Origin of the sequence: Bradyrhizobium sp. GCM10028915, from assembly GCF_042666195.1 — a bacterium.
Lineage (GTDB): Bacteria > Pseudomonadota > Alphaproteobacteria > Rhizobiales > Xanthobacteraceae > Bradyrhizobium > Bradyrhizobium canariense_D.
This window is the reverse complement of sequence record NZ_JBHTFN010000071.1, coordinates 1-12,645: the sequence shown is the minus strand read 5'-3', so window position 1 is coordinate 12,645 and position 12,645 is coordinate 1. Positions and strand designations below refer to the sequence as shown.

Sequence of the window (12,645 nt, the reverse complement as noted above, 5' to 3'; positions counted from 1 at the left end):
TTATTCCTTGCCGTTGTCGTCCTTGGTCAAAAATCCCTTCGCCTGCATGGCGAGGTGCACCCTGTTGGCGAAGGTCGCGTCCGTGCCTTTGGCAACCAATGCCGCGTGCTCGGCCACCGCTTCGCAGAGCGTCGCCACCCAGTCGTTGTCCGCTTTGGCGAAGTCCGACAGCACATGGCCGTGCACCAATTCCTTGACGCCGGGATGACCGATGCCGAGCCGCACCCGGCGGTACTCGTTGCCGATATGGGCGGAGATCGAGCGCAGGCCGTTGTGGCCGGCGATGCCGCCGCCAATCTTCACCCGCACCTTGCCCGGCGGCAGTTCGAGTTCGTCATGGAATACGGTGACGTCGCCCGGCGCGATCTTGAAGAAGCTTGCCGCTTCCTGAACGCTGCGGCCGGAATCATTCATGTAGGTCATCGGCTTGAGCAGGATCACGCGCTCGGTGCCGAGCGTGCCTTCCGAGGTCTCGCCCTGAAACCTGCGGCGCCAGGGTGCGAAACCATGACGCCGCGCGATCTCGTCGACGGCCATGAAGCCGACATTGTGCCGGTTACGTGCGAATTTCGGGCCGGGATTGCCGAGCCCAACAAACAGTCGCATGACGCGGCGCGCCCCTCGCTCGGCGCGCGATCAGGGACCGCGCGCCAGCTTTGAGAGATTACTTCTTCTTGTCGCCGCCGGCGGGAGCCTTGGCAGCCGGGGCCTTGGCAGCCGCTGCCGGAGCAGCACCCGCAGCAGGAGCGGCAGCACCAGCCGCCGGAGCAGCAGCACCTGCAGCCGGAGCAGCAGCCGCGGCCTTCAGCTCTTCGGCGTAGCCGGACGGCGGCACGATGGTGACGAGGGTCGCGTCCTCGGCGGTCAGCGCCTTTACGCCTGCCGGCAGCTTGATGTCAGAGAGATGCAGCGAGTGGCCGATTTCGAGCGAACCGACGTCAGCCTCGATGAACTGCGGGATGTTCTCCACGCCGCACTCGAGCTCGATCGCGTGCGCAACGATGTTCACGGCGCCGCCGCGCTTCACGCCGGGCGAACCTTCAGCCTTCACCACGTGCAAGGGAACGCTGATGCGGATGGTGGCGCCTTCGCCGAGCCGCATGAAGTCGACGTGGATCGGGAAATCCTTGACCGGATCGAGGTGGTAGTCGCGCGGAATCACGCGGTGCTTGTTGCCTTCGAGGTCGATGTCGACCAGCGTGGTCAGGAACCGGCCGGCGAGGATGCGCGAGCGCAGTTCGCGATCGTCAACCGAGATGGTCAGCGGGGGCTGGTTGTTGCCGTAGATCACTCCGGGCACTCTCCCGGCGCGACGCTCAGCCCGGGCGGCCCCCTTGCCGCTCTTCGGACGTGCGGTCGCCTTCAATTCCTTGACGGTCGCCATAACGTTAAGTCCTTGTTTTTGCAAAAGTTAATGGGCCGCAACGCGGCCCATGGCATACGCCGCAGCAAGCCTCCAGGGGTGCGGGGGCTGCGGACGTGGCGGGCTTTTACCCGGAAGACGCGGAAATAACAAGGAGAATGGGCGGCCGGAAGGAACCGGATCGCCCGGACGGAGCCGGCGGAGTTACCCGCCGAGCTTGGCCTCCAGCGCCGCGATGCGCGCCTTCAGGGCCTCGTTCTCCTCGCGCGCCAAGCGCGCCATATCCTTGACCGCCTCGAACTCCTCGCGCTTGACCAGGTCCATATCGCGCAGGAATTTTTCGGCCTGGGTGCGCATCACCGTGTCGAACTCGCGCTTGACGCCCTGCGCGGCGCCGGCGGCATCGTTCATCAGGCGGCCGATCTCGTCGAAAAACCGGTTGTTGGTCTGGGTCATGTCGGTCTCCTGGCGGCTTTCGATGAACTCTGCGCGAACGCGCGGGGAGACAATGGCAATCCGATTGGGCAGGTTCAAGGGCCGATCGGCGGTATCCTTGTCATGCCCCGGTTTCCTTGCAATCGTATTCAACGTCCCTGCATAAGAAGAATCACAAAAGGCGCTCGAGATGATCGATCAGCAGATCGCGATCCCCACCAAGGACGGTCACACCGCAACCTTCATCAGCCATCCCGAACGCGGCGGGCCGTTTCCGGTCATCCTGTTCTACATGGACGCGCCGGCGATCCGCGAAGAGCTGCGCGACATGGCGCGCCGGCTCGCAACATCGGGCTATTACGTGATGCTGCCGAACCTCTATTACCGCTCCGGCGTGATGGAGCTCGGCGCGCTGCCGGCCGATCCGAACGCCCCGGAACGCAAGCGCATGTTCGCGCTGATGGGATCGCTCACGATCGCCATGATCATGGACGACACGCGGGCGTTGCTCACCTATGCCGAGGGCCAGGCGGCCGCGAACACCAAACTGATCGGTACAGTCGGCTACTGCATGAGCGGCCGCTACGCCGTCAACGCCGCCACGCATTTCCCTGATCGCGTCAAGGCCGCCGCCTCGGTCTACGGCACGCAGCTCGCAACCGACCAGGACGACAGCCCGCATCTCGCGGCAGCCAAGACCAAGGCCGAACTCTACTTCGCCTGCGCCGAGACCGACATCTACGCGCCCGCCGAGATCATCGAGAAGGTGAAGCAGGGCATGAGCGGCGCCAAAGCCGAAGTCGAGATCTATCCCGGCACCCATCACGGCTTCGCCTTCCCCAAGCGTCCGGTCTATCACCGCGACGCCGCCGAGCGGCATTGGGAGCGTCTGCTGGCGCTCTATCGCCGCAATCTCGTCCAGACATAGAAGGCGCGATGCAACTTCTGCTCATCGACTTTCCCGCCTTCAAGCCGATCGCGATCGAGATCGGCCCGTTCGCGATCCGCTGGTATGCCCTGGCCTATATCTGCGGCATCGTGTTCGGCTGGTTCTATGCGCGCTCGCTCCTGAAAAGGGAGCGGCTGTGGGGCGGCCCGGCGCCGATGTCGCTGGTGCAGATCGACGACTTCATTCTGTGGGTCACGCTCGGCATCATCCTCGGCGGCCGCACCGGTTATGTGCTGTTCTACAACCTGCCCTTCTTCATCGACCATCCCGCCGCGATTTTCAGGCTGTGGGAAGGCGGCATGTCCTTCCACGGCGGCTTCCTCGGCTGCGTCGTCGCGGTGATGTGGTTCGCCTATCGCAACCGCATCTCGATCCTGTCGCTCGGCGACATCACCACCGCCGTCGCTCCGGTCGGGCTGCTGCTCGGCCGCATCGCCAATTTCATCAACGGCGAATTGTGGGGCCGCGCCGCCGACCCGGAGCTGCCCTGGGCGATGATCTTCCCCAATGATCCCACCCAGCTGCCACGCCATCCGAGCCAGCTCTACGAGGCCGGCATGGAGGGCATTTTGCTGTTTGCCGCCCTCGCGATCATGATCCGCTTCGGCGCCCTGAAACGGCCGGGCATGATCCTCGGCGCCTTCATCCTGATCTATGGTTTGAGCCGGATCGCCGGCGAGCATTTCCGCGAACCGGACGTCCAGCTCGGCTTCCTCTGGGGCGGATTAACCATGGGCATGCTGTTGTCGATCCCGATGCTTATTGTAGGCCTCATACTTATTGTATTGGCAGTGAGGCGCGGTGCGCCCGAGCCCGTAGGGGCTATTCGTTAATTCCTTTTGAGAAGATAGGCCGTGACCGACCAGCCGTTACTCGACGAGATCAAGGCGCTGATCAAATCCTCGGGCCCCATGCCGGTCTGGCGGTACATGGAACTGTGCCTGATGCATCCGCGCTATGGCTACTACGTCTCGCGCGATCCGTTGGGACGAGAAGGCGACTTCACCACTGCGCCGGAGGTCAGCCAGATGTTCGGCGAGCTCTTGGGCCTGTGGACCGCCTCGGTGTGGAAGCAGATGGGCTCGCCGCAATTCCTGCGGCTGATCGAGCTCGGCCCCGGCCGCGGCACCATGATGGCCGACGCCCTGCGCGCGCTCCGCGTGCTGCCGCCGCTCTACCAGGCGCTCCACATCCACATGGTCGAGGTCAATCCCGTCCTCCGCGAGCGGCAGAGTGCGACGCTGTCGGGCGTGCGCAACATCGCCTGGCACGACAGCATCGACGACGTGCCCGAGGGACCGAGCATCATCCTCGCCAACGAATATTTCGACGTGCTGCCGATCCACCAGATGGTCCGACACGAGAACGGCTGGCACGAGCGCGTGATCGAGGTCGACGCCAACGGAAAACTTCAATTCGGCGCGGCGGCCGAGCCGACGCCGCGCTTCGAGGTGTTGCTGCCGCCTCTGGTGCGCGCCGCGCCCGTCGGGGCCGTGTTCGAATGGCGGCCCGATGCCGAGATCATGAAGCTCGCCAGCCGCGTGCGCGACCAGGACGGCGCGGCGCTGATCATCGATTACGGTCATCTGCGCAGCGATGCCGGCGACACCTTCCAGGCGATCGCGCGCCACACCTTCACCGATCCCCTGAAGGCGCCGGGCCAGGCCGACGTCACAGCCCATGTCGACTTCCAGGCGCTCGCGCGCGGGGCGGAGGACGTCGGCGCCCGCGTGCACGGGCCGGTGACGCAGGGCGATTTCCTCAAACGCGTCGGCATCGAGACCCGTGCAGCCGCCTTGATGCAGAAGGCGGCGCCTGACGTCGCCACCGACATTTCGATCGCGCTCAAGCGCCTGACCGAAACCGGGCGCAGCGGCATGGGTTCGATGTTCAAGGTGCTCGGCATCTCCGAGCCGCGGCTGACGGGCCTTGCGGGACTCAGCGATCTCGAACGCGCCGGAGACGATTCATGACGCTTGCCTCCTCGCTGCTGTCCGCGGTGCCCGGCCTGCGCCACGCCTTCTTCACCCGCGAGGGCGGCGTCTCGGGCGGCATCTATTCCGCGCTGAACGGCGGGCTCGGCTCCAATGACGACCAGGCCCTTGTTGCGGAGAACCGCCGCCGCATGGCCGAGCATGTCGGCGTCGCACCCGAACGCTTTCTCAGCCTGCACCAGATCCATTCGCCCGACGTGCTCGTGGCCGAAGCTCGGTGGCCGAGCGGGCCGCGGCCGAAGGGCGATGCGCTGGTGACGAAGGTGCCCGGCATCGCGCTCGGCGTCTCCACCGCCGATTGCGGACCGGTGCTGTTCGTCGATCCCAATGCGGGCGTGATCGGCGGCGCGCATGCCGGCTGGAAGGGTGCGCTCACCGGCGTGCTGGAGCAGACCATTTCGGCGATGGAAAAACTCGGCGCCTCGCGGAGCCGCATCATCGCCGCGATCGGCCCGCTGATCCGCCAGGACAGTTATGAAGTCGGCAACGAGTTCGTGGCGCGCTTCATCGAGGCGGATGGAGACAACGCCATGTTCTTCATCCCGTCGGTGCGCGAGGGACACGCGATGTTCGACCTCGCCGGCTTCATCCGCAAGCGTCTGGAAGCCGCGGGCATCCTGATGATCGACGATCTCGGTCTGGACACCTACGCCGACGAACGCTTCTTCAGCTACCGCCGCTCGGTACATCGCAAGGAGCCGGATTACGGCCGCCACGTTCACGCGATCGCGCTCGAAGCGTGAACACAAAGGCAACCCCGTGTCATTCCGGGGCGATGCCTGCGCGCGATGATAGTGGCCTGTGGCGCCCCCGCCCTAGACGTTAATGCGTTTTAACGATATCGCTGCCCTCCATAATGAGGGACGCGTCATTCATCTTGCGCCGCGCGGGTTCGCGCGTGCTCGCGGTCATGCTGCTGACGGCCGCGCTTGGCGGCTGTGCCGGTGGCGGTGGCGCCGCGAACTCCTATGCGATGGCGCCGAGCGCCGGCTCGGGGGCGACAGTCGCGTTCGAATCGATCGACGGGCCGCCGCCGCAAGTGTTCGACCGCATGGTCGGCGTGCTCGACAGCGAATCCAAGCTGCGCAGCCTGTCCGTGGTCTCCCGCGAGGGGACGGCTGCCTACCGCGTGCGCAGCTACCTCTCCGCCCAGATCGTTCGTGGCAAGACCGTGATCGCCTGGGTCTGGGACGTCTACGACGCCAACCAGCAGCGGGCGCTGCGCCTTTCCGGCGAGGAACCGACCGCGGCCAAGGGCGGCCGGGATCCTTGGGGCGCTGCCGACGACCTCGTGCTGCGGAAGATCGCCCAGGCCGGATTCAGCGGACTTTCCAACATGATCAACGGTACACCGGATGCGCCGAACTCGGCGCCCGGCTTGCGCGGGCCGGCCGTGGCGAGCGTGATCCCGGAGGCTCCATTGGCCGACATGCCGGCCTCGGCGCTGGGCTATGCCGAGCGCTAACCCCCGCGAAACCACGGCCCCGTTTTCCGGCCAAACCGTTGGCCGGACTCGGGATTTCGCAGGGAAAACGTAGTGCCCCGGGTTGCCATTGCAGCCCCCGGCCTGATATTTCCTCGCCCGTCGTAACCGTGCTTCCAGTGGGTATTGTTTGATGTTGAACATCGTGTCCAGCAAAGCGCGGGAGGAAGCGTCCATGTCGGCCAAGAACGGCTCCATCAAGCTCGTCGCCGGCAACTCCAATCCGGCTCTCGCTCAGGCCATCGCGCAAGGTCTCGACCTGCCGCTGACCAAGGCGGTGGTACGGCGCTTCGCCGACATGGAGATCTTCGTCGAGATCCAGGAGAACGTGCGGGGCTCGGATGCCTTCGTCATCCAGTCGACCTCGTTTCCGGCGAACGACCATCTGATGGAATTGCTGATCATCACCGACGCACTGCGCCGCTCCTCGGCGCGCCGCATCACCGCGGTGTTGCCCTATTTCGGCTACGCCCGGCAGGACCGCAAGTCGGGTTCGCGCACGCCGATCTCGGCAAAACTCGTCGCCAATTTGATCACCCAGGCTGGCGTCGACCGCGTCATGACGCTCGACCTGCATGCCGGCCAGATCCAGGGCTTCTTCGACATCCCGACCGACAATCTCTACGCAGCGCCGCTGATGGTGCGCGACATCAAGGACAAGTTCGACCTCTCCAGGACAATGGTGATCTCGCCCGACGTCGGCGGCGTGGCGCGCGCACGCGGCCTCGCCAAGCGCATCAACACCCCGCTCGCGATCGTCGACAAGCGCCGCGAGAGGGCGGGTGAATCCGAGGTCATGAACGTCATCGGCGACGTCGCCGGCTACACCTGCATCCTGATCGACGACATCGTGGATTCCGGCGGCACGCTGGTGAACGCCGCTGACGCGCTGATCGCCAAGGGCGCCAAGGACGTCTACGCCTACATCACCCACGGCGTGCTCTCCGGCGGCGCGGCGGCCCGGATCACGAACTCCAGGCTGAAGGAGCTGGTGATCACCGACTCGATCCTGCCGACGGATGCGGTGAGCAAGGCCCCGAACATCCGCACGCTGCCGATCGCCAGCCTGATCTCCGACGCGATCGCGCGCACCGCGGCGGAAGAGTCGGTGTCGAGCCTGTTTGACTGAGGTTTTCGCCTCTGGCCGCTTGCGGAAAATCGTAGGGTGGGCAAAGGCGCAACGCGCCGTGCCCACCTTTTTTGTGGCCATGAAGACGGTGAGCACGCTTCCGCCTTCGCTCGTCGAGTTCCGGCGGACAAGTCGCTTTGCCCCCTACGGCCTCACGCGCCGCCGCCCCCCGGGTTGTTGCCAACGAGCGCCCATGACATCATCCGAATCCCGAGTCATCTCTGCCCTCTGGATGCCCGATGCCACGCCGGAAATTTGCCTGGGAGAAGCTGTCGGATGATGAGTTGCTCAAGCAACGCCTCTCCAGCCTGAGGGTTACGGTCGAAGGCACCTGGCTCGAGGATTGCGTCAGCGCGCTGTACGAGGAGCTCCAGGAGCGCGGCATCCGGCTGCGGCCGCACACCTGGATGTCGAGCGAATGGTTCAGTCCGGGCGGCGTTCCCGGCATCGCCATTCCGTTCTATCTCGCTCATCCCCGCCTGATGAAGCTCGAGAAGAAGATGATGTTCGACGTCGAGGGCGGAACCTGGCGTGAATGCATGGCCATCCTCCGTCACGAAGCGGGCCACGCCATACAGCACGGCTACCAGTTGCAGCGCCGCCGGCGCTGGCAGCAACTGTTCGGCCCGTCGTCGAAACATTATCCGCGCTATTACCGGCCCAATCCGGCCAGCCGGCGCTATGTCCAGCATCTGCGGCTCTGGTACGCGCAGAGCCATCCGGACGAGGATTTCGCCGAGACCTTTGCGGTGTGGCTGCGGCCCCGTTCGAACTGGCGGACACGATACGCCGGCTGGCCGGCGCTGAAGAAGCTCGAATATGTCGACGAACTGATGGGCGAGATCGCGGGCAAGCGACCGCTGATCACGACGCGGGAGCGTGTCGATACGCTGGGTCGGCTGAGCCAGACGCTCGAAGAGCACTACAAGAAGAAGCAGGCGTTCTACGCCTTCACGCCCCCCAAGACCTACGACCGCGATCTGTCCCGGCTGTTTTCAGCCGATCCACGGCATCACCGCTCGAAGCCGGCTTCGGCCCTGATCCGGCGGCACCGCGCCCATATCAGGCAGCTGGTGGCGCGATGGACGGGCGAGAATCAGCTTACACTCGATGCCGTGCTCGACGAGATGATCTCTCGCTGCCGCGAGCTCGATCTGCGTGCCGTCGGCCCCGAACAGAAGCTCGTTCTCGACTTCATCGTCCTCGTGACCGCCAAGACGATGCACACGATGTTTGGCCCGTCTCAACGAAAATGGATCGCGCTATGAGACGTCTGCGCATTCTGGTGCTCATGCATCCGGACTTCGTGCCGCCGGACTCCAGCGACGGACACACCGTGCAGGAGATCAACGCGTGGAAAACCGAATACGACGTCGTGAGTACCTTGCGCGCAGCCGGCCACGAGGTTCGACCACTCGGCGCGCAGGAGGAAATCAAGCCGGTGCGCGAGGCGATCGAGGAGTTCAAGCCGCACGTGGTGTTCACGCTGCTGGAGGAATTCCACAACAACGTCGCCTTCGACCAGCACATCGCGAGCTATCTCGAGCTGATGAAGGTCCCTTATACCGGGTGCAATCCGCGCGGCCTGACCCTGGCCCGCGGCAAGGATTTGTCCAAGACGCTGGTGCATCACCGCCGGATCGCTGCGCCGGCCTTTGCGGTCTTCCCGATGCGCCGCAAGGTGAAACGCCCGACACGCCTTGCGCTGCCGCTGATCGTCAAGAGCCTGAACATGGATGGCTCGTTCGGCATCTCGCAAGCCTCCATCGTCGACACCGACGAGAAGCTGGCCGAGCGGGTTGCCTTCATCCACGAGCGGGTCGAATCCGCCGCCATCGCCGAGCAGTTCATCGAGGGGCGAGAGCTTTACGTCGGCGTGCTCGGCAACAATCGCTTGCGCGTTCTGCCGGTCTGGGAGCTGAAATTCGGCAGCATGGGTGGCCGCTCGTCACGGCATATCGCCACGGAGAAGGCCAAGCACGACACCGACTATCAGGAGAAGGTCGGCATCGTCGACGGGCCTGCGAAGGATCTGGCGCCGGAAGTGACCGCCAGGATCCAGCGGGCCGCGAAACGCATCTACCGGGTGCTCGGCCTCGACGGCTATGCGCGCATCGATTTTCGTCTCACTGCCGACGGCACGCCATATTTCATCGAAGCCAATCCCAATCCCGAGATCGCCAAGAGCCAGGAGTTCGCCACGGCCGCTCTACATGACGGACTGAAATATCCGGCTCTCCTGCAGCGCATCCTGACGCTTGGGATCAGCCGCGCCAAAGCGGGGGTGTCACTGGGGTGATGACGGCGGCGATCGCCCTCATCCTTCGAGACGCGTTTCGCGCCCCTCGGGATGAGGGATGGTCGTTGCGCTGCGTTACACGATTCCCGCGGCGACCTGGCCGCGCAGGCGTTCGAGCCCGAGCAGTGTCTCCGCGCAGGCGGCTGCCACTTCGACGCCCTTGATGGCAAAATGCTTGCGGAAGAAATCGTAGTGCACCTCGGTCTCGTGGAATTGCTGCGGCGTCAGCACCGCGGAGAACACGGGCACCTCGGTGCGCAGCTGCACGTCCATCAACGCCTTGATCACGGTATCGGCGACGAACTCATGGCGGTAGATGCCGCCGTCGACGACGAGGCCGGCCGCGACGATCGCGGTGTAGCGTCGTGTCTTGGCCAGGATCTGCGCATGCAGCGGGATCTCGAACGAGCCCGGCACCTCGAACACGTCGACATGATTGAGGTGGCGCGCTTCTGCCTCCTTCGCGAAGGCGATGCGGGCCTCCTCGACCACGTCGCGGTGCCAGCAGGCCTGCACGAAGGCCACCCGCTGCGGTTTCGCGAAGCGCGGATGGTCGGGCACCGGATCTTGCGGAACCGGCGGTGGCGTTTGAGTTGGTTGGGACGTTTCGGCTTGGGGATCTTGCAACATCTGATTCATGGCTTTCCTCAGTTAAGGACCAGAATCAGGGCACACGGAACGACAAACAGCCGCATCCTGCGATGCGTCTGCCACCGACCGTTCTCTTTCATCCGGACTTTAACCGTCGGCTTCGGAGTTGCACCGAATCTGCTGACCCTTCCCCTCAGCAAGGCTTTGAGGAAGGCGCTCGCGGGCTTAGGCCTTACGGCCCTTACCGCCGGTGGGGACTTTCACCCCGCCCTGAGAACATCGGCCGCCCGGGATGAACGGCCTGACCGGAATATGACGCCGGTTCGGGGCCGCGGCAAGCGGGTTCCGCATGGGAAAACCGCATGGTCCCATGCCGCCATGGCGGTCCAGGGGGCACGCGACGGAATTAGCGATTGGCAGGCCTTTGGCGAATCCGATTCCGGTTTGTTCTTCTCCATCCGGTTCGGCCTCACCGGCGTTAATAATTGTGGCGGAGATGAGCTGTGGACGAACGAGTCCTGACTTGTGGACGGACTCGGCAGCCAGTTGCGCAGATTCCGCAAATCACATCAGTTGATCCGCGACAAGCCCGCGCTGATCCGAATGGATCGCCTTAGCAAGATTTAAGGGAGCGCGCGCCGGACCAACCGCGTGCGTATCAAAGACAACAAAAAGGCAAGAGGTCGAGACGGCATGTCCCTGCTCGAAGGCACCATCGATTCCAAAAACCATCCGCTCGCGGTGGTCGAGGATATCGCTGCCAGCAACAACTGGCCGTTCGAACGCTCCGGCGAAGACGAACTCACGATTGTCTCCAAGGGACAATGGACCGACTACCAGATCTCCTTCACCTGGATGGGCGAGATCGAGGCGCTGCATCTGGCCTGCGCGTTTGACATGAAGATCCCGGTTGCGCGGCGACCGGAGGTCCAGCGGCTCGTGGCCGCGGTCAACGAGCAATTGTGGGTCGGGCACTTCGACCTGTGGACCACCACCGGCATGATCATGCACCGGCAGGCCCTGGTGCTGCCGGGCGGGCTCATCGCCTCCACCGGCCAGTGCGAAGCCATGCTCGCAGGCGCCATCCACGCCTGCGAACGCTATTTCCCGGCGTTCCAGTTCGTGGTGTGGGCAGGCAAGTCCACGACGGAAGCCATGGACGCGGCCATGTTCGACACGGTGGGCGAGGCGTAAGCGCACTCAGCTCTCCAGCGCGTGAGGAAGGCGTCGCTCCCTGCTCGCCGTCGTCCCGGCGAAGGCCGGGACCCATACCGCGTGATTTCGCTTGTGGCACGCTGCTTGTTGCCAACACCTCCATCCATTAAAACCAGTTGTGGTTATGGGTCCCGGCCTTCGCCGGGACGACACTGAGTTTGTGGCAACGGCTATGACGAGCAACAACACTCTCGAGAACATCACCGGCACCATCCTGCTCGCCGGTGCCGGCAAGATGGGCGGCGCGATGCTGACCGGATGGCTTTCGGGCGGGCTCGATCCGCGCCGCGTCGCGGTGATCGATCCGCACATCTCGGCCGAGATCACCGCACTTGCCGCCAAGGGGATTGCGCTCAATCCTGATGTGACGACGGCAGGCCAGGTCGAGACGCTCGTCGTCGCGGTGAAGCCGCAAATGTTCCGCGAGGCCGGCGCCAAGCTGAAGCCATTCGTCTCCGACAAGACCGCGGTGGTGTCGATCATGGCGGGAACCACGATCGCCTCGCTCGAGGAGGTCTGCGGCGGCGCGGTGGTGCGCGCGATGCCGAACACGCCGGCCGCGATCGGTCGCGGCATCACGGTGGCTGTCGCCGCGAACAATGTCAGCGCACAGCAACGCGCGGTGGCCGATGCGCTGCTACGCGCCACCGGCTCGGTCGAATGGGTCAACGATGAGAGCCTGATGGACGCGGTCACTGCGGTGTCCGGCTCGGGTCCGGCCTATGTGTTTTTGCTGGCCGAGGAACTCGCGCGCGCCGGTGTCGAGGCGGGATTGCCCGAGGCGCTCGCGACAAAACTCGCGCGCGAAACCGTCGCCGGCTCGGGTGAACTTCTCCACCAGTCGGAGCTTGCCTCCGGCACGCTGCGCCAGAACGTCACCTCGCCCGGCGGTACCACGGCCGCGGCACTCGGCGTGCTGATGGGCGAGCCCGGCCTGCGCGATCTGATGATCCGCGCCATCGCGGCGGCGACGAAGCGGTCGAAGGAATTGGCGAAGTAAGAAAGTGTGCCGTAGGGTGGGCAAAGCGAAGCGTGCCCCACCCATTCGAATGCAATCGCGGAAAGATGGTGGGCACGGCGCTGCGCGCCTTTGCCCACCCTTGTAATAGCGCGATCAGTTATTCTCGACCTGTTCCGTGAGGAATGGCCTGCCGCGGTTTGCACCCCGCGACAGGCCGCTGGCGATC

14 protein-coding genes and 1 riboswitch are annotated in these 12,645 nt (G+C 64.7%); of the genes, 10 read left to right on the top strand and 4 right to left on the bottom strand.

Annotated elements, in window-relative coordinates; genetic code table 11:
- The 3 genes from pth to ACFQX9_RS35630 form a co-directional block, all read right to left on the bottom strand.
- Positions 1 to 606, bottom strand: a complete 606-nt coding sequence (gene pth, locus ACFQX9_RS35640) for an aminoacyl-tRNA hydrolase (protein ID WP_377791863.1) — start codon at positions 604 to 606, stop codon at positions 1 to 3.
- 58 nt (positions 607 to 664) lie between these two features.
- On the bottom strand, positions 665 to 1,384 hold the full coding sequence (locus ACFQX9_RS35635; protein WP_085350059.1) for a 50S ribosomal protein L25/general stress protein Ctc: 720 nt from the start codon (positions 1,382 to 1,384) through the stop codon (positions 665 to 667).
- A gap of 183 nt (positions 1,385 to 1,567) precedes the next feature.
- Positions 1,568 to 1,819 (bottom strand): accessory factor UbiK family protein, encoded by a 252-nt coding sequence (locus ACFQX9_RS35630; RefSeq protein WP_007596812.1) that lies wholly within the window; start codon positions 1,817 to 1,819, stop codon positions 1,568 to 1,570.
- Between the two features lie 169 nt (positions 1,820 to 1,988).
- Here ACFQX9_RS35630 and ACFQX9_RS35625 point away from each other — a divergent pair, with 169 nt between their 5' ends.
- From ACFQX9_RS35625 to ACFQX9_RS35590, 8 genes are all read left to right on the top strand, one after another.
- Positions 1,989 to 2,726 (top strand): dienelactone hydrolase family protein, encoded by a 738-nt coding sequence (locus tag ACFQX9_RS35625; RefSeq protein ID WP_204512363.1) that lies wholly within the window; start codon positions 1,989 to 1,991, stop codon positions 2,724 to 2,726.
- A gap of 8 nt (positions 2,727 to 2,734) precedes the next feature.
- Complete coding sequence (gene lgt / locus ACFQX9_RS35620; protein WP_204512364.1) at positions 2,735 to 3,580, top strand: prolipoprotein diacylglyceryl transferase; 846 nt, start codon at positions 2,735 to 2,737, stop codon at positions 3,578 to 3,580.
- Positions 3,581 to 3,601: 21 nt separating this feature from the next.
- A complete protein-coding gene (locus ACFQX9_RS35615) occupies positions 3,602 to 4,720 on the top strand; it encodes a class I SAM-dependent methyltransferase (RefSeq protein WP_018453517.1) in 1,119 nt (372 codons plus the stop codon).
- Entirely contained in the window at positions 4,717 to 5,484 is a 768-nt protein-coding gene (gene pgeF, locus ACFQX9_RS35610) for a peptidoglycan editing factor PgeF (protein WP_018453516.1), read from the top strand. The genes ACFQX9_RS35615 and pgeF overlap by 4 nt, the downstream gene beginning before the upstream one ends.
- Before the next feature lie 113 nt (positions 5,485 to 5,597).
- On the top strand, positions 5,598 to 6,206 hold the full coding sequence (locus ACFQX9_RS35605; protein ID WP_018453515.1) for a hypothetical protein: 609 nt from the start codon (positions 5,598 to 5,600) through the stop codon (positions 6,204 to 6,206).
- Positions 6,207 to 6,399: 193 nt separating this feature from the next.
- Positions 6,400 to 7,353 (top strand): ribose-phosphate pyrophosphokinase, encoded by a 954-nt coding sequence (locus ACFQX9_RS35600; RefSeq protein ID WP_007614838.1) that lies wholly within the window; start codon positions 6,400 to 6,402, stop codon positions 7,351 to 7,353.
- A gap of 239 nt (positions 7,354 to 7,592) precedes the next feature.
- Entirely contained in the window at positions 7,593 to 8,621 is a 1,029-nt protein-coding gene (locus tag ACFQX9_RS35595; RefSeq protein ID WP_018453513.1) for a putative zinc-binding metallopeptidase, read from the top strand.
- Complete coding sequence (locus ACFQX9_RS35590; RefSeq protein WP_018453512.1) at positions 8,618 to 9,652, top strand: ATP-grasp domain-containing protein; 1,035 nt, start codon at positions 8,618 to 8,620, stop codon at positions 9,650 to 9,652. The genes ACFQX9_RS35595 and ACFQX9_RS35590 overlap by 4 nt, the downstream gene beginning before the upstream one ends.
- A gap of 75 nt (positions 9,653 to 9,727) precedes the next feature.
- On the opposite strand, the gene ACFQX9_RS35585 is transcribed toward ACFQX9_RS35590, so the two are convergent.
- The gene (locus ACFQX9_RS35585; RefSeq protein WP_026232546.1) at positions 9,728 to 10,291 is read right to left on the bottom strand and encodes a 6,7-dimethyl-8-ribityllumazine synthase; all 564 of its coding nucleotides are present in this window, start codon (positions 10,289 to 10,291) and stop codon (positions 9,728 to 9,730) included.
- A 76-nt stretch (positions 10,292 to 10,367) separates the two neighbouring features.
- A riboswitch (FMN riboswitch) is annotated at positions 10,368 to 10,525 on the bottom strand.
- A gap of 411 nt (positions 10,526 to 10,936) precedes the next feature.
- Here ACFQX9_RS35585 and ACFQX9_RS35580 point away from each other — a divergent pair.
- Both ACFQX9_RS35580 and proC read left to right on the top strand, forming a co-directional pair.
- The gene (locus ACFQX9_RS35580) at positions 10,937 to 11,437 is read left to right on the top strand and encodes a YbjN domain-containing protein (protein WP_018453509.1); all 501 of its coding nucleotides are present in this window, start codon (positions 10,937 to 10,939) and stop codon (positions 11,435 to 11,437) included.
- A gap of 193 nt (positions 11,438 to 11,630) precedes the next feature.
- The gene (gene proC / locus ACFQX9_RS35575; protein ID WP_018453508.1) at positions 11,631 to 12,458 is read left to right on the top strand and encodes a pyrroline-5-carboxylate reductase; all 828 of its coding nucleotides are present in this window, start codon (positions 11,631 to 11,633) and stop codon (positions 12,456 to 12,458) included.
- Positions 12,459 to 12,645: the final 187 nt, after the last annotated feature.